Source organism: Pusillimonas sp. SM2304, from assembly GCF_031628915.1.
In the GTDB taxonomy this organism is placed as follows: Bacteria; Pseudomonadota; Gammaproteobacteria; order Burkholderiales; family Burkholderiaceae_B; genus Pusillimonas_C.
This window is the reverse complement of record NZ_JAVLUJ010000001.1, coordinates 1,169,950-1,186,323: the sequence shown is the minus strand read 5'-3', so window position 1 is coordinate 1,186,323 and position 16,374 is coordinate 1,169,950. Positions and strand designations below refer to the sequence as shown.

The 16,374-nt window shown below is 63.5% G+C and carries 13 protein-coding genes; 11 read left to right on the top strand and 2 right to left on the bottom strand.

Annotated elements, in window-relative coordinates:
• The first annotated feature begins 326 nt into the window (after positions 1 to 326).
• The 7 genes from leuA to RE432_RS05345 all read left to right on the top strand — a co-directional run bounded on the left by leuA (position 327) and on the right by RE432_RS05345 (position 8,174).
• On the top strand, positions 327 to 2,024 hold the full coding sequence (gene leuA / locus RE432_RS05375) for a 2-isopropylmalate synthase (RefSeq protein WP_310932217.1): 1,698 nt from the start codon (positions 327 to 329) through the stop codon (positions 2,022 to 2,024).
• Between the two features lie 238 nt (positions 2,025 to 2,262).
• Positions 2,263 to 3,315, top strand: coding sequence for a substrate-binding domain-containing protein (locus RE432_RS05370; protein ID WP_310932215.1), 1,053 nt, complete (start codon positions 2,263 to 2,265; stop codon positions 3,313 to 3,315).
• Positions 3,316 to 3,319: 4 nt separating this feature from the next.
• Positions 3,320 to 4,114, top strand: coding sequence for a phosphodiesterase (locus RE432_RS05365; RefSeq protein WP_310932214.1), 795 nt, complete (start codon positions 3,320 to 3,322; stop codon positions 4,112 to 4,114).
• A gap of 9 nt (positions 4,115 to 4,123) precedes the next feature.
• Positions 4,124 to 5,185, top strand: coding sequence for an ABC transporter ATP-binding protein (locus RE432_RS05360; RefSeq protein WP_310932212.1), 1,062 nt, complete (start codon positions 4,124 to 4,126; stop codon positions 5,183 to 5,185).
• Positions 5,186 to 5,196: 11 nt separating this feature from the next.
• On the top strand, positions 5,197 to 6,492 hold the full coding sequence (locus tag RE432_RS05355; protein ID WP_310932211.1) for an ABC transporter substrate-binding protein: 1,296 nt from the start codon (positions 5,197 to 5,199) through the stop codon (positions 6,490 to 6,492).
• Positions 6,493 to 6,501: 9 nt separating this feature from the next.
• Complete coding sequence (locus tag RE432_RS05350) at positions 6,502 to 7,377, top strand: sugar ABC transporter permease (protein WP_310932210.1); 876 nt, start codon at positions 6,502 to 6,504, stop codon at positions 7,375 to 7,377.
• Complete coding sequence (locus RE432_RS05345; RefSeq protein WP_310932208.1) at positions 7,374 to 8,174, top strand: carbohydrate ABC transporter permease; 801 nt, start codon at positions 7,374 to 7,376, stop codon at positions 8,172 to 8,174. The genes RE432_RS05350 and RE432_RS05345 overlap by 4 nt, the downstream gene beginning before the upstream one ends.
• A gap of 20 nt (positions 8,175 to 8,194) precedes the next feature.
• Here the strand turns inward: RE432_RS05345 and RE432_RS05340 are convergent, their stop codons facing one another.
• Together RE432_RS05340 and RE432_RS05335 are read right to left on the bottom strand one after the other, a co-directional pair.
• Positions 8,195 to 8,512: a hypothetical protein gene (locus tag RE432_RS05340; RefSeq protein ID WP_310932207.1), complete on the bottom strand. Its 318-nt coding sequence runs from the start codon at positions 8,510 to 8,512 to the stop codon at positions 8,195 to 8,197.
• Between the two features lie 27 nt (positions 8,513 to 8,539).
• Positions 8,540 to 8,887, bottom strand: a complete 348-nt coding sequence (locus RE432_RS05335; RefSeq protein ID WP_310932206.1) for a DUF1840 domain-containing protein — start codon at positions 8,885 to 8,887, stop codon at positions 8,540 to 8,542.
• 96 nt (positions 8,888 to 8,983) lie between these two features.
• Between RE432_RS05335 and RE432_RS05330 the strand changes: the two genes are divergently transcribed.
• The 4 genes from RE432_RS05330 to RE432_RS05315 all read left to right on the top strand — a co-directional run bounded on the left by RE432_RS05330 (position 8,984) and on the right by RE432_RS05315 (position 16,064).
• Complete coding sequence (locus RE432_RS05330) at positions 8,984 to 12,805, top strand: phospholipase effector Tle1 domain-containing protein (RefSeq protein ID WP_310932205.1); 3,822 nt, start codon at positions 8,984 to 8,986, stop codon at positions 12,803 to 12,805.
• Between the two features lie 172 nt (positions 12,806 to 12,977).
• The gene (argS, locus tag RE432_RS05325; protein WP_310932204.1) at positions 12,978 to 14,663 is read left to right on the top strand and encodes an arginine--tRNA ligase; all 1,686 of its coding nucleotides are present in this window, start codon (positions 12,978 to 12,980) and stop codon (positions 14,661 to 14,663) included.
• Positions 14,664 to 14,672: 9 nt separating this feature from the next.
• Entirely contained in the window at positions 14,673 to 15,368 is a 696-nt protein-coding gene (locus RE432_RS05320; protein WP_310932203.1) for an SPOR domain-containing protein, read from the top strand.
• A gap of 66 nt (positions 15,369 to 15,434) precedes the next feature.
• A complete protein-coding gene (locus RE432_RS05315) occupies positions 15,435 to 16,064 on the top strand; it encodes a thiol:disulfide interchange protein DsbA/DsbL (RefSeq protein WP_310932202.1) in 630 nt (209 codons plus the stop codon).
• The last annotated feature ends 310 nt before the right edge of the window (positions 16,065 to 16,374 follow it).

Here is a 16,374-nt window from a genome sequence, read left to right as displayed (position 1 = left end):
GCGATAAAACTTGCCAAGCCTGTAAAAATATGTTTGACTATCGGTATGCAAGCCGAACACGTTTCCTCTGCTAACGCCTCCCTCCGCAGCCACGCTGCGGGTGTTGCGTTGCGTGTTCAGCGCGGTTCCCTGCGCATTGCTCCTCTCTCGCTAGCACTATCGCTGCTACTACCGATCGGTTGCCGGGCCTAGCGTCGCGTGGCAGTTCGGCAGCCTTTTTTCGCCACACCCCCTTTTTGTTCCCCATCACCCCGTCAGTTTTCACGAGCCCGCATGACGCTCCAGTGATGGCGAACCGCATAGTCCAGCCATAGAACAGGTGTCCCATGATTTCCAATCCCTCCGACAAATATCGTCCATTTGTTGCCTTTGACCGCGACTTTTCCGAACGGACCTGGCCCAGCAAGCGCATCACCCACCCGCCGATCTGGATGAGCACCGATCTGCGCGATGGCAACCAATCCTTGATCGAGCCCATGAGCGTCGAGCGCAAGCTGCGCTTTTTCGAGCAGCTCATCAAGATCGGCTTCAAGGAAATCGAAGTGGGTTTCCCCTCGGCATCGCAAACCGACTTCGATTTCGTGCGCAAGCTGGTCGACGAAAAACGCATCCCCGATGATGTCACCATTATTGCGCTGACCCAATCGCGTGAAGACCTGATCCAGCGCACCGTGGAATCGGCCGCCGGCGCCAAGCGGGCCATTATCCACCTGTACAACGCCTGCGCACCCGCCTTCCGCAAGATCGTCTTCAACATGAGCAAGCAAGAGGTCAAGGAAATCGCCCTGATGGGTACGCGGCTGGTCAAGGAATACACCGGCCGGCATCCCGAGACCGAATGGCGCTATGAATACTCGCCGGAAGTCTTCAGCACGACCGAGCCCGAGTTTGCCCTGGAAGTCTGCAACGCCGTGACCGAAGTCTGGCAGCCTACCCCGCAGTCCAAGATCATTTACAACCTGCCGGCCACCATTGAAGCGACGACGCCCAATATGTACGCCGACCAGATCGAATGGATGCATAACCATCTGAACCAGCGCGATGCCATCGTGCTGAGCGTACACCCGCACAACGACCGGGGCACCGCCGTGGCGGCTGCGGAGCTGGCCGTGATGGCCGGCGCCGACCGCATTGAAGGCTGCCTGTTCGGCAATGGCGAGCGCACCGGCAACGTCGATCTGGTTACCTTGGCCTTGAACCTGTATACGCAGGGTATTCATCCCGGCCTGGATTTTTCCGATATCGACGAAGTGCGCCGCTGTGTGGAATATTGCAACCAGTTGCCGGTACACCCGCGCCATCCTTATGCGGGCGACCTGGTCTTTACCGCTTTTTCCGGCTCGCACCAGGATGCCATCAAGAAGGGGTTTGCCTGCCAGGAAGCCGACGCCTTGTGGGAAGTGCCTTACTTGCCTATCGATCCGGCCGACCTGGGCCGCAGCTACGATGCGGTCATCCGCGTCAACAGCCAGTCGGGCAAGGGCGGCGTCTCGTACCTGCTTGAAACCGAGCACGGCCTGGTCCTGCCGCGCCGCCTGCAGATCGAGTTCAGCCGTGCCATCCAGCGCGAGACTGATGAAACGGGCGCCGAAGTGTCCGCCAGCAAGGTCTACGATATTTTCTCTGCCGAGTACCTGGAGCAGGACCAGCCCTGGAAGCTGGTGCGCCACCGCATTACGGGCGACCCCAAGGCCGCCAACGGCCAGCAGTTCATGATCGAGGCCGAAGTGGAAGAGAACGGCGTAGTGCGCAATCTGGTGGGCCGCGGCGATGGCGCCATTTCCGCCTTTGTGGATGCGCTCGATGCGGACGTGAAAATCATGGACTATCACGAGCACGCCATCGGAACCGGCACCGATACCCGCGCAGCCAGCTATGTCGAGCTGCGCGTGGGCGAGTCGCCTACCGGTTTTGGCGTCGGCATACACGGCGATATCGTGACGGCCTCCTTCCTGGCTATCCTGAGCGCGGTGAACCGGCATGCGGCGATGCAGTCTTCCGAAAAGGAAATGGTTGCCGCCTAGCCTGGTCCGCCCCTTGGCTTACGCCCGTCCTGGCGCCTGACGGGCCCGCCCAGAACGCGAATGGCCTGTGACTCACTCGATATACCAGCCTGCGGGCTGGTATTTTTTTGCCTGCGCACCTATGCAGGCCACCCTCCATGACAACAAAGCTTGGGGTAAACACGTGTAATAAGCATGCAATAGTTCATGTTTAATATGAAAACGTTTTCATCGCATCCCACCGGCTGGAGAAACGTTTTTGGACCACACACGGCGCAGCACGCCCATCTCGCTCGTAGAGATCGCCGAACAGGCGGGGGTATCCCCGGCCACGGTGTCGCGCGCCTTCAACCGGCCCGAACTCGTGCAGGCCGGCACGCTGGAACGGATCATGACGGTGGCCGGCCAGCACGGATTCCGGCCCAACCGCCTGGGCAGCAGCCTGCGTTCGGGCACGACCCGGACCCTGGGCCTGGTGCTGCCCACGCTGTCCAACCCTGTGTTTGCCGACTGTTTCGAAGGGGCGGAGACGCGGGCGCGCGAGTCAGGCTACAGCGTCATGATGACGGTCACGCACTACGACCCTGCGCTGGAAGCCGCGGCCGTGCACCGGCTGATCGACCACCAACTGGACGGCGTCATTCTGACGGTGGCCGATCCACGCCGCAGCACGGTGCTCAAGACCCTGAAAACCCGGGGCATGAGTTATGTGCTGGCTTATAACGAATCCAGCGCGCACCCCTGTTCAGCCGTCGACAACTACACCGCCGCCGCCGACATGATCACCCATCTGGCACAGCTCGGGCACCGCCATATCGCCTTTGTCAGCGGTCCGCTGGGCCTGTCGGACCGGGCCAAATCGCGGCTGGCGGGGTCCCGGGACCGCGCCCGCGCGCTCGGGCTTGAACCCGTCAAGCACTATGTTATGCCCAGCCACACCCGCTCGGATACCGCCGCCGTACGCCGTCTGCTCGGCGGCGCCAGCCGGCCCAGCGCCCTGTTCTGTTCCAATGATCTGCTGGCGACCGCGGTCATGGCCAGCCTGCGCGAGCTGGGCCACGCCGTGCCCGAAGATGTGTCGGTGGCGGGCTTCGACGGCATCCGTTACGGCGCGGTCATGTCGCCCGGCCTGACCACCATCGAGGCGCCGGGATATGAGATCGGCAAGACCGCCTGCCATCTGCTGCTGGAACAGATCGCGCAGCAGGCGCCGCGCAGCCAGCAGGTGCCCCACAGGCTGATCACCGGCGCCAGCGCAGCGCCCCATGCCCCAGGCAAGACGCCTGGCCACAACGCGGTACACAGGAGCTAAGACCATGCTTATTGCTCAAATCAGCGACCTGCACATCCAGCAAGGCGGCAAGGATTCCGAGCTGATCCAGGCCGCGCCGCATCTGGCCGCCTGCATACGCGCGCTGAACCGCCTGGCGCCGCGTCCAGACCTGGTGGTCGTCACCGGCGACCTGACCGAACACGGCCAGAAAGAAGAATACCTGCTGCTCAAGCCCATACTGGAACAACTGGACATCCCTTTTGTGCTGATCCCCGGCAACCACGACAGCCCCGCCACCTTGCGCGAGGTTTTTCACGACCATGATTACCTGCAGTCGCCCTCGCCCTTCATCCAATACGCCATCGACACGTGGCCGCTGCGCATCGTGGGGCTGGATACGACCGTGCCCATGCGCAGCGAAGGCGCGCTGTGCGCCCAGCGCCTGAGCTGGCTGGCCGATACGCTGGCGCAGGCGCCGGACACCCCCACCGTGGTGCTGATGCACCATCCCCCTTTCGAAACCGGCATCAAGCTGATGGACGAACTGGGCCTGCTGACCGGACGCGACGCCTTTGCCGACATCATCGCCCCCTACCGCAACATAGAGCGCATTCTGTGCGGCCATCTGCACCGCACGATGCTGTGCCGCGTCGGCCCAACGGTGGCGTCCACCTGCCCAGGCACTGCGCACCAGATCGCCCTGGACCTGGACCCTGCCGCGCAGGCCCTGCATTTCAATTTCGAACCGCCCGGCTATCAGCTGCATTGGCAGGGCGCCCAGGGCCTGGTGACGCATCACGTCGCCATCGGCGATTTCTCCGGCCCCTATCCCTTCTGACCCTTGCCTATGTCTACCATCTTTCTGGACAACATCTCCAAGCAGTACGGCAATGCCCCGCCGGCCGTGAACCAGATCAGCTTCGAGGCGCAGGCCGGCACCTTTACCGTGTTGCTGGGCCCGTCGGGCTGCGGAAAATCCACCACGCTGCGCATGATCGCCGGCCTGGATACCCCCACGTCAGGACGCATCCGCATCGGCGGCCGGGATGTGACCGACCTGCCCCCTTCGCAACGCAAGATCGCCATGGTGTTCCAATCGTATGCCCTGTTTCCGCACCTGAGCGTGCGGGACAACATCCTGTTCGGCCTGAAAGTACGCAAGGAGCCGGTGGCGCAGCACAAGCCCCGCCTGGACAAAGTAGCTGCCCTGCTGGGCCTGGAAAAACTGCTGGACCGCAAGCCGTCGCAACTGTCGGGCGGACAGCAGCAGCGCGTGGCGCTGGGCCGGGCCGTGATCTCGGAAGCGCCGGTATGCCTGATGGATGAGCCGCTGTCCAATCTGGATGCCCAGCTCAGGCATGAAATGCGCCGAGAAATCCGCGCGCTGCAGCAGAACCTGGGCATCACCATGGTCTACGTCACGCACGACCAGACCGAAGCCATGAGCATGGCCGACCAGGTGGTGCTGATGAACGGCGGGCGCATCGAGCAGAACGACAGCCCCGATCAGCTGTATGGCACGCCGTCCTCGGAATTTTCCGCGCGCTTCATCGGCACGCCGCCCATGAACGTGCTGCAGCTGGACGACCGCACCCGGTCTTTGCTGGCACGCTCGGGGCCGCCCGCCGGCCAAGCGCCCGAAGCGGCCGTCACGCTGGGCATACGCCCCGAGCACATCCGCCTGGATCCGGCCGGCCTCATTCCCGCCACCGTCGAGAACGTCGAGTATTTCGGCGCGGATTCGATCGTGATCGCCACGCTGGGCGCCAACCCGAACGTGGCGGTGCGCGCGGCCGGGCATTTGCGGGCCGAGCGCGGCGAAAGAATCATGCTCCATTGGAGCCCCACCCAGCAGCACTTTTTTGACGCTACGGGCAAGGCATTGCGCCAAGCGCCCACCTCTTCTTGACAGGAAACATCATGCGACGTACTTTTTTGAAAGCCCTTGCATTCAGTCTGGCAGGCGCCTTTTCCGCCGCACCCGCCTGGTCCCAGGCCCAGCCGGTGGAACTTGAGTTCTATTACCCGGTGGCCGTGGGCGGCCCCATCACCAAGATCGTGGACGGCATGGTGGCCGAGTTCGAAAAAGGCCATCCCGACATCAAGATCAAGTCCGTGTATGCGGGCTCTTATCAGGACTCGGTGGCCAAGGCGCTGACGGCGCACAAAGGCGGCAGTGCGCCGCAACTGGCGGTATTGCTGTCGACCGATATGTTCACGCTGATCGATGAAGGCGCGATTGTGCCGTTTGATCCCTTGATCCAGTCGGACGACGACAAGCAATGGCTGAATGGCTTCTACAAAGGTTTCATGGCCAACAGCCAGACCGGCGGCCAGACCTGGGGTATCCCCTTCCAGCGCTCCACCATCGTCATGTACTACAACAAAGACCTGTTCAAGGAAGCCGGCCTGAACCCCGATGCACCGCCCGCGACCTGGGAAGAACTGGTCAGCCAGGGCAAGCAACTGACCAAGCAGGACAGCAGCGGCCAGGTCACCCAGTGGGGCCTGGAAATTCCGTCGGGCGGCGCATTTGCCTACTGGCTGTTCCAGGCGCTGACTACGCCTAACGACGCCATCCTGATGAATGAAGCCGGCAATGAAGTCTACCTGGACAAGCCGGCCGTCATCGAGGCTGCGCAGTTCTGGCACGATCTGGCCTACAAACACAAGATCATGCCCACCGGCACCATCGACTGGGGCACGACGCCCAAGGATTTCCTGGTGGGGAAAACCGCCATCATGTGGACGACGACGGGCAATCTGACCAACGTGCGCAAGAATGCCAAATTCGACTTCGGCGTGGCGCCCATGCCCAAGGCCAAGCAAGGCGGCAGCCCCACCGGCGGCGGCAATTTCTATCTGTTTGAATCGGCCACGCCCGAACAGCGCAAAGCCGCTTACCAGTTCGTCAAATGGATGACCAGCCCCGAAAACGCCGCCGCCTGGAGCATAGACACCGGCTACGTGGCCGTCACCGAGGCCGCCTGGGAAACCGACAAGATGAAAGCCTATGTGCAGGAAGTGCCCACCGCGCTGGTTGCGCGTGACCAGTTGCAGGTCAGCGTGGCCGAGTTCTCGACCCACGACAACCAGCGCGTGACCAAGCTGCTCAACGATAACCTGCAAGCCGTCCTGACCAATGCCAAGACGCCCGAGCAAGCCATGAAGGACGCGCAGAGCGAAGCCAATCGCCTGCTGCGCTCCTACAAGTAAATCATGCGCATGAAATCATCGCTGAACGCGGTGTATGGCTGGCTGCTTCTGCTGCCAGCCCTCGTCCTGCTGGCCGCCTTCACACACTATCCGGCGCTGGCCACCTTGTGGAACAGCTTTTTTTCCACGCCCAAGGCCAAGCGTCCGGCGGTATTCGTGGGGGCCGACAACTACCTGGCCATGCGGGACGACCCGGTGTTCTGGCAAGCACTGTGGAACAACCTGCTGTATGCGCTGGTGACGATTCCCGTGTCAGTGGTGATTGCGCTGATCATGGCCTTGTGGGTGAACCGCCAGATCGCCGGGCGCAGCTTCTTGCGTCTGGCCTATTTCACCCCCACCGTCCTGCCCATGGTGGCCGTGGCCAATATCTGGCTGTTTTTCTATACTCCGCAATATGGTCTGGTCGATCAGATCGCGGGGCTGTTCAACCTGCCCGGCATGAACTGGCTGGGCAACCGCTCGACCGCCCTGCCCGCGCTGATGCTGGTCACCATCTGGAAAGAATCCGGCTTCTTCATGATTTTTTATCTGGCGGCGCTGCAGCAGGTGCCGCCTTCGCTGCGCGAAGCCGCGCTGCTGGAAGGCGCGTCGCGCTGGCAGTATTTTTGGCGCGTGCTGCTGCCGCTGCTGATGCCGACCACCTTGTTCGTGCTGATCAACGCACTGATCAATGCCTTCCGCCTAGTCGACCATGTATTGGTGATGACCAAGGGCGGGCCGGACAATGCCAGCACCCTGCTGCTGTTCTACATTTACGAAGTGGGCTTCAGCTACTGGGACACATCGTATGCCGCCACGCTGTCGGTGGTGCTGCTGCTGATCCTGTCGATCACGGCATTCATCAAATTCCGCTGGCTTGATCGCAGGACGCACTACCAATGACGCAAAAACTCGACACCCTGGGGGCCTGGCTGCTGGGCATCGTGTGGTTCCTGCCGCTGGCCTATACGCTGTGGGCCGCTTTCCACCCCTCGGCCTATTCCACCCGTTTCGACCTGACCGCGCCGCTGACACTGGACAACTTCGTGGCCGCCTGGCACGCCGCGCCCTTTGCCCAGTACTTCCTGAACACCTTCATCCTGGTGACCATGGTGCTGGCGGCGCAACTGGTCCTGTCGACGCTGGCGGCCTACGCCTTTGCCCGGTTTACGTTCCGGGGCCGCGATCTGGTCTTCATGCTGGTCCTGCTGCAATTGATGATCATGCCCGATGTGCTCATCGTGGAGAACTACCGCCTGATGTCCTGGCTGGGCGTGCGCGATACGATTTTCGCGGTCGGCCTGCCATACTTTGCGTCGGCCTTCGGCATTTTCCTGCTGCGGCAAACGTTCAAGACCGTGCCACGCGAGCTGGAAGAAGCGGCGCGCGTGGAAGGCGCGAGCCGCTGGCAGATTCTGATGAAAGTGTATGTGCCGCTGGCGCGGCCCATTTATGTGGCCTACGGCCTGGTGTCGGTCAGCTACCACTGGAACAACTTCTTGTGGCCCCTGATCATCACGAACTCGGTCGAGTCGCGTCCTTTGACGGTGGGCCTGCAAGTGTTTGCCTCGACCGACCAGGGCATAGACTGGTCGATCATCACCGCCGCCACGCTACTGAGCGCGGCGCCGCTGCTGGTGGCATTCCTGCTGTTTCAGCGGCAGTTCGTGCAGTCGTTCATGCGGGCGGGCATACGCTAGGATCAACGCGCCGCCGCCCACTAGAACCCGACCACCAGGCCAGGCAGATCGACGGTAATGCGCGGTTTTTGCAGCGCCAGGGCCGCCTGCCGGGCGAATTCCTGGGCCTGCTGCGCGTCTTGCGAAAGCTGCGCATGGCCCAGCGCGTCGGCTACACCCAGTATTTTGTCCAGCAGCAGGATTTTGCCGCTGGGACGCAGCGGTTCGCAGCCGAGCCTGACCCAGGTGGCGTCGAACCAGTCGCGGGCCGCCTGCGAACCGGCACTGTCGGGCTCGACGTCCACGCCTAATTCCAGCGACTGACGGCTGTTGAAGATTACCGTAACAACACTACGCATAAAGCTCCCCTATGAACATGGCGGTTTTTACCACGACGGCGCAGGTTCCCATATGACATCGGCATCATGCTCGCGCGACAGGCGCAGCATGGCCAGCAGGGGAAAGGCGCGGCGGCGGAAGCTGACCGGCTGTGAAATAGGGTGGGTTTTGGAGTCATTGTCGTCTTCGTCGTGGGAATATTCATCCGACTCGGTGTTGACGGAAATGGCTTGTTCGATGCCCTTGATGGCGGCATCGAGCTGGTCGCGCGTGATGACGCCGCGCTCGGGGAGCGTATCGGTGTAGGGCTTGCCCGCCGCCTTGAGGATAGGCAGTGCGTGCTGCGAAAACATCAGCACTTCGGCAGCCGCTTTAGAGTGAAAAACTATGAGCATCTTCGGTTTCCCTCAATAGACACAACCATACACTACCCTAACTTCAGAATGCTGCCAAGCGGCAAGATATCAGGGTTTTCGTTGTAGGGATAACCCATGTCGCGGATACTGCGTTTCCTGCTGTTGGCCGGTGCCATGCTGTGGTCACTTTTTGCGGGCGCGCAAGGCACTTGCGGCCCTTCCCCTTTGGGCGAACCCTGCACGGCGGGCGGTGTCGCGGTGGCTGGCCACATCGAACCGGGGCTCAATCTGGGCGCCGGCAACCCCATCCACCTGGCCACCGGCAACAAGCACCAGAAGGAAACCGACCTGCCCGCCCATCCGCAGGCGCCCGGCCTCGAGATCGTCCGCCATTACAACGCCCAGGACCGGCGTGTGTCCGCGCTCGGCCGGGGCTGGGCGCTGTCCTACGACACACGGCTGTTTCATGCCGGCGGCGCCTGGCAGATTGTGCAGGCCGACGGCAGCCGCATCCACTATGACAGCGCTGCGGGCAAGCCCGTGGCCAACCGGCACGGCGCCTTGGCCGCCGACGGCCAGGAATGGGTCTGGACCTGGCCTGACGGCCGCCGGCTCCGGTTCAACGCACAGGGTTTCCTGCTGCGCATCACCGCGCGCGACGGCACCGCCCTGATTTTGCGGCGCTCGCAACAGGCCGGCCCCTTGGCCAACATGCTGGAACGCGTCGACAGCACACGGGGCGGCCGGCTTGATTTCCACTACCGCGTGCAGGGCGCACAGGCCTATCTGCGTCATATCGATACGCCGCTGGGGCGCTTTGAATACCAGTACGACGGCGGCGAACCCGGGCCAGATGGCGCCCCGCCGCCTCGCCTGACGGGCATCAAGCGGCCGGACGGCATGCGCAAGCATTATCTGTACGAGGCCACGCTGCAGGCGGGCAACTCCTATGCGCTGACGGGCATAGAGATCGTGGCGGCCGATGCGCAAACCCGCCAGCGCATCAGCACCTGGGCCTACGATGGCCAGGGCCGGGCCATTCTGGCCATCGCCGGCCAACCCGACAGCCTGGCCGGCAAAGTGCAACTGACCTATCCGCGCGCGCCCAGGCCTGGGCAGGCGGGCCTGACCATCGTCACCAGCGCCGGCAAGCAGGAAACCCATTTCCATACAGCGGTTCGCGGCGGACGCTATGTGCTCACGGGGGTCAGCGGGGCACAGTGCCCCGGCTGTGCCGCATCCGGCACCCAGGCCGAATACGACGCCCTTGGCCGCCTGCTGGCCATCAATGGCACACGCATACGGCGGGGCGACGACGGCCGCATCCTGGCCATCGCGCCGCATGCGCCAGGCTGGCCGGGGCTGGCGCTGCGCTACCAGGCCAATGGCCGGCGCCAGTCGTGGCAGGCATCCCTGACAGGCACCGAAAGCCTGACCTACAACAACCGTGGCCTGCCTTTGCGGCGCCGCTTCCAGAATGGCGATACGCTGGCCTATGCCTACGATGCGCAAGGCCGTCCCACCCGCATCACGGCAAGGCGCCAGGGCCGCCAGGAAGAAACCCGGTTGGGTTGGCACGGCGCGCTGCTCACGCGCATCGAACACCCGCGGGAAACAGAAACCCGGGCATACGGCCCCGCCAAGCGCCTTGCGCGGCGCCAGGTGCAACGGGACTCGGCCGTACCGGGTCGGTCGCTACGCTATGCCGAGTCTTTTGAGTACGACGCGCAGCATCGCTTGCAGCAACATCATTTGCCCGAAGGGGGCTCGCTGTTGTATCGCTGGCACCCCGATGGCCGCCTGGCCGCCATCCACTGGCGCGATGCCCAAGGCAACACCCACATCGTCATCGACAGTCAGGCCGGCAAGGACGGGTACCGGCATGGCAACGGCCTGCGGCTGCGCGCCATCGTGAATCCGCAAGGGCAGGCAGAACAATTGACGCTGGGCAATGATGGGCAGCCGCCAATGTGGACGCTGGATCACTATTACAACAAAGAAGGCAGGCTGCAACAGGAATCGCACCAAGTGCCCGGCCAGGACTACACGGAAACCTGGCGCTATGCCTACGACGCGCAAGCCCGGCTGATCGGCGCGGAAGGGACACGGCAGCAAGGCCAGGGCGGGGCTCCGGGGCAAGACACCCTTTGGTACGCCTGGCATGACGACGGTGCGCTGGCCGCCCTGCGCCGCAATGGCGTCACGCATGTGCCGTCGCTGCGGCGGGATGCCTCTGGCCTGCCAACCGAGATCGACGGCAGGCGCCTTGCCTACGGCCCGCAACGCCGCCTGACGCAGGTAAGCCTGGACGATGCCGACGCCCATGTCAATGCCGGCAATCCGCTGGCACCCAGGCCGCAGGCCGGTACGGCGCATGCCGACTACCAGCACAACGCCTTCGGCCACCGCATCGGCAAGCGCAGCCCAGGCACGCGCAGCGATTATTTCTATCTGGACAATCAACTGGTGGCCGAGAAGCAGCATCCTCCCGGGGCCGACGACCCGGCTTCCGGCAACAGCTCCCCGCTGAGCGCCGATGAGCGCGCCCAGCCGGCCTTCGCCGTGAGCCGGCGCTACATCCGTGCCGGCCAGGCCGTAGTCGGGCTGATTGTGTATCCGGATGCCGGGGCCGGGGCCGGGCAGGCCCAATTGTTCGCGGTACACACCGACTTGGTCGGGGCGCCGCGCCTGGTCACCGACAGCCATCAGCGCATACGCTGGCTGGCCGCCTACGAGCCCGGCGGACACGCCACCCGCGTGGCGGGCGACCTGACGCTGGACCTGCGACTGCCCGGCCAACTGTTCGACCCCGAAACCGGCTGGCACGACAATCTGCTGCGCACTTACCTGCCCGGGCTGGGCCACTATCTAGAGCCCGATCCGCTGGGGCCGGTGCCCGGCAGCCAGGCGCTGGGCTACGCCAGGCAACAGCCCAGGCGCTACATCGACCCGCTGGGCCTGCTGTTGTTCGCCTTCGACGGTACGCGCAACAGCCCCGGCACCCGCAGCAATGTCTGGAAAATGAGCCAGGCCTATCTCGACGGCCCGGTCTTCTACCATTCGGGCCCTGGCAATGACCAGTATCTGGACTGGGCAGCCCTCACCGCCAGCCAGGCAGAACAGATCATTGAAAACCAATGGCAATCCCTGCTGAACGCGCTGAGCCAGTCAGGCAGCCTGACCGAGCACCTGCCCATCGACATCATCGGCTTTTCACGCGGGGCCGCCCTGGCCCGGCATTTCGGCAATCTGATCCACCAGCATACGCAAGGCAATCTGTTTTCCTACGACGACCGGCAGCGGGGCCGCATCACCGCCTGCATAGACCTGCGCTTCATGGGCCTGTTCGATACCGTGGCCCAGTTCGGCGTGGCGGGCAGCCAGAATGCCAACTACGACTTGACGATCGCCGCGGCCTGGGAATGGGTGGCTCATGCCGTCGCCCTGCATGAAAGGCGCTGGGCCTTCCCCCTGACCAGCGCCGCCGATAGCGACGGGCTGAATATCATCGAAGCGCCTTTTATCGGCGCCCATGCCGATATCGGCGGCGGCGCGCTGCGCCTGCGCGATGCGTCCGCCGAACCGGGCGGCGATCTGGCCGACGTGGCCCTGAACTGGATGCTGTGGCAGGCACGCGCCGCCTCGTTGCGCTTTGACCTGGCCGACCCGGACGACCGCGAAATCACCCGGCCCATCCTGCATGACGAGCGGCCCGCGCTGTCGCGCTCGGTACAGGACGGCGACCGCAGCGTGAGCGGCGCCGACGGCGCCATGACCCATTATTACCAGGACAGCCACCCCGCCCTGGGCCGAGACCGGCGCGACAGCACCGAGGCGCTGATCCAACGCCGCGACCATTGGCGCAGCCGCGCCGGATCCGACGTCGGCACCGTGGACATGAACGGCTATGCCCTGTGGCTGCGCGACGAACTGGGCTGGCAGCCGCTGCCCGCCTGAGTCCCGCCGTCTTGCGTCACGGTTCCCGCTGCGGAAGGCAAGGCATGGCAGCGGAAATCACGCTATCATTTATACCTTCCCGGCGCCTGCGTCCTTGCGACGCAAAATTGTGCGTCCGACCACGCCTCACCTTGCGCCGCGTCGCTTATCTTTTCGGTTACAGATCCATCTTATGCTTCCAGGGCAACAACAACAGCTTATCTCGCTCATCCAGGCTGCCGTCGGCAAACTTCTGCCCGAGGCCTCACCCACCATCTTGCTGGAGCGCCCGAAAGTCGCCGCCCATGGCGATATTGCCTGCAACATCGCCATGCAGCTGGCCAAGCCGGCCAAACGCAATCCACGCGAACTGGCCCAGCAGATCGTCGATGCACTCCTGGAAGAACCGGCCACGCAGGCGCTGGTGTCCTCCGCCGAGATCGCCGGCCCCGGCTTCATCAACTTTCGCCTGGCCACGGCGGCGCGGCACGCCGTGCTGGACGCCATCGGCCAGGAAGGCGCGCGTTACGGCCATCGCCCCGCCACTCAGGAAAAACTGATGGTGGAGTTCGTGTCCGCCAACCCGACCGGCCCCCTGCATGTCGGCCATTCCCGCCAGGCCGCCCTGGGCGACTCCATCTGCCGGCTGTTCACCTCGCAAGGCTACGACGTCACGCGCGAGTTCTATTACAACGACGCCGGCAACCAGATCGACAACCTGGCCATCAGCGTCCAGGCTCGTGCCCGCGGCGTTGGCCCGGACGCTGCCGAGTTCCCCGCCGACGGCTACAAGGGCGATTACATTCTGGACATTGCGCGTGATTTCAAGGCGGGCGCCACCGTGCAAGGCTCGGACGGCGTATCGGTGACCGCCACGGGCAACATCGACAGCCTGGACGATATCAGGGTGTTCGCCGTGGCCTATCTGCGCCGCGAGCAAGACCTGGACTTGCAGGCTTTCGGCCTGAAGTTCGACAACTACTACCTGGAAAGCTCGCTCTACACCTCTGGGCGGGTCGAGCAAACCGTCAAGGCCCTGATTGCCGCCGGCCACACCTACGAAAGCGAGGGCGCGCTGTGGCTGCGCACCACCGAACTGGGCACGGGCGACGACAAAGACCGCGTCATGCGCAAGTCGGAAGGCGGCTACACCTACTTCGTACCCGATGTCGCCTATCACGTGGCCAAGTGGGAACGCGGCTTTCACCGCGCCATCAACATCCAGGGCACCGACCACCACGGCACCATTGCCCGCGTCCGCGCGGGGCTTCAAGGCCTGGAGCTGGGCATCCCCAAGGATTTCCCCGCCTATATCCTGCATAAAATGGTCAAGGTGGTGCGCAACGGGGCCGAGGTAAAAATATCCAAGCGCGCCGGCAGCTATGTCACCATGCGCGACCTGATCGACTGGGTGGGCCAGGACGCCGTGCGCTACTTCTTGATCCAGCGCCGCGCCGACTCCGAATTCGTCTTTGATATCGACCTGGCATTGTCGAAAAGCGAAGAGAACCCGGTGTACTATATTCAGTACGCTCACGCACGTATCTGCTCCATGCTGGCTTCGTCGTCCGAGCTGGCCGCGCAGATTCCGCAGGCCGCCGCCGACACGCTGACGGCGCCCACCGAGTTTGCCCTGCTGCAGCGCCTGGCCGAGTATCCCGGCATTCTGGCTTTGGCGGCGCAAGAACTTGCGCCGCACCACCTGGCTTTCTGGCTGCGCGATTGCGCCGCCGACTTCCATGCGTGGTACAACGCCGAACGGGTACTGGTCGACGACAGCGGGCTCAAGCTCGCCCGCCTGCGGCTTGCCCGCGCCACTGGCCAGGTTCTTGCCAATGGCCTTGAACTACTTGGGGTTTCGGCCCCCGAAAGGATGTAACGCGCTCTTATGGCCCGCACTCGCCGCAAATCATCAAACGCCAAGTCCGGCGGCAGCACGCTGTTTGGCATTCTGATCGGGCTGATCTTCGGCCTGGTTGCCGCCGTCGCCGTCGCCCTGTTCGTCACCCAGGTTCCCATGCCTTTCGTCGACAAGGCCAGCCGCGATCCCGCCCAAACGCTCTTGCCCGATGTGCGCAATGCGCCCGACCCCAACATCGGCCTGTACGGCAAGGATTCCGCAGCCGGCTCGCCCCTGACCGGCCCTACCGCCACGGCGCCGTCACCCTTGCCCGGCCTGACGCCTGACGCGACCCGCCCGGCGCCGGGCGCACAGGACAACCTGGGCGACCTGATCGCCAGCCTGGGCAAACCCGATACGCCGGCGCCCGCCCCCCGCGCTTCGGCCCCCGTTCCCGTGCCCGGCACGGAAGCCCCCGCCACGGCATCCAAGCCCGCTGCCGCGGCCAATACGCAAACCACCTACTATCTGCAGGCGGGCGCGTTCCGGTCGGAAGACGACGCCGAAGCCGTCAAGGCGCGCATTCTGTTGCTGGGCCTGCCTGTTGTGGTGCAAAAAGCCCAAAGCAACGGCAATACGATCAACCGTGTCCGGGTCGGCCCCTTCAAGGGCATTGATGAAATGAACCGCTCGCGAGCACGGCTGGGGGAAGAAAAAATCGAATCGTCGGTGGTTCGCCCCTGAACTTGTTTTATGTCTTGCGGTCTTATTCCATTACCCTGACTTTTGATTGCCTGGAAGAAATACATTATGTCGCTGAAGAACCTGCTGCTTCGTACGTTTGCCATTGCCGCCCTTAGCGTGGGCGCCACGTTCGCCCCGCTGTCGGGTGCGCAGGCCGCAGAGCGGTACATCACCATCGAACCGGCTCAACCGTCCGACACCACCGGCAAGATCGAAGTCCTGGAGTTTTTCGCCTACACTTGCCCGCACTGCAATACCATCGAGCCGATGGTGCAAAGCTGGGCCAAGACCCTGCCCGACAATGTGGTGCTCAAACCCGTTCCGGTCGCGTTCAATGCCAGCATGGCCGATCTGCAAAAGCTGTACTACTCGCTGGAAAGCCTGGGCCGGCTCGATTTGCACGATGACGTTTTCAAGGCGATCCATGTCGAACGCAAGCGCATTTACGATGCCAAGGCAATTATCGACTGGGTGGCCGAGCAAGGCGTAGACCGCAAGGCGTTCGAAGACGTATTCAATTCCTTCGGCGTGAACTCCAAGGTCATGCGGGCCGATGAACTGGCCAAGCTGTATGCCATCGACGGCACGCCCAGCATTGCCGTGGGCGGCAAGTATGTGACATCACCCACCCTGGCCAACAGCTACGAAGGCACCATCGCCGAAGCACAACGGTTGGTTGAGTTGGTGAACAAGTAAACGGCGCTGACGGGGACCGGAATGCGCTTGATGTTCTGGTCCAGTCAAAGGCTTGAGATGGGTACGGTTCGCTTTGCGGGTTTGTGCTTTTCAGGTCTTTTGACAGCCTGTTCAGGTCTTTGAACACGGGCTGTACGGCTGACAGGGGTTTCGGGCTAGTCGAATGCGGTTCTGGCCAAGGCCAGAACTTCCCGGATTTTGCCCGCACCCAGGGCGGCCGCGGAACTCGTGCGCTCGGGCCAGTGGCCCGAAAGCGCGCACTCAAACAGCCGCAGCCTTGCACCCCTGGCTCCGGACAAAACCCGGCGCC

Coding starts and splice junctions, on each gene's coding strand:
- RE432_RS05345 (WP_310932208.1), top strand. CDS start 7,374: ATGACGCAAAAACTCGACACCCTGGGGGCCTGGCTGCTGGGCATCGTG.
- RE432_RS05320 (WP_310932203.1), top strand. CDS start 14,673: ATGGCCCGCACTCGCCGCAAATCATCAAACGCCAAGTCCGGCGGCAGC.
- RE432_RS05355 (WP_310932211.1), top strand. CDS start 5,197: ATGCGACGTACTTTTTTGAAAGCCCTTGCATTCAGTCTGGCAGGCGCC.
- RE432_RS05315 (WP_310932202.1), top strand. CDS start 15,435: ATGTCGCTGAAGAACCTGCTGCTTCGTACGTTTGCCATTGCCGCCCTT.
- RE432_RS05350 (WP_310932210.1), top strand. CDS start 6,502: ATGAAATCATCGCTGAACGCGGTGTATGGCTGGCTGCTTCTGCTGCCA.
- RE432_RS05365 (WP_310932214.1), top strand. CDS start 3,320: ATGCTTATTGCTCAAATCAGCGACCTGCACATCCAGCAAGGCGGCAAG.
- RE432_RS05360 (WP_310932212.1), top strand. CDS start 4,124: ATGTCTACCATCTTTCTGGACAACATCTCCAAGCAGTACGGCAATGCC.
- RE432_RS05340 (WP_310932207.1), bottom strand. CDS start 8,512: ATGCGTAGTGTTGTTACGGTAATCTTCAACAGCCGTCAGTCGCTGGAA.
- leuA (WP_310932217.1), top strand. CDS start 327: ATGATTTCCAATCCCTCCGACAAATATCGTCCATTTGTTGCCTTTGAC.
- RE432_RS05330 (WP_310932205.1), top strand. CDS start 8,984: ATGTCGCGGATACTGCGTTTCCTGCTGTTGGCCGGTGCCATGCTGTGG.
- RE432_RS05335 (WP_310932206.1), bottom strand. CDS start 8,887: ATGCTCATAGTTTTTCACTCTAAAGCGGCTGCCGAAGTGCTGATGTTT.
- argS (WP_310932204.1), top strand. CDS start 12,978: ATGCTTCCAGGGCAACAACAACAGCTTATCTCGCTCATCCAGGCTGCC.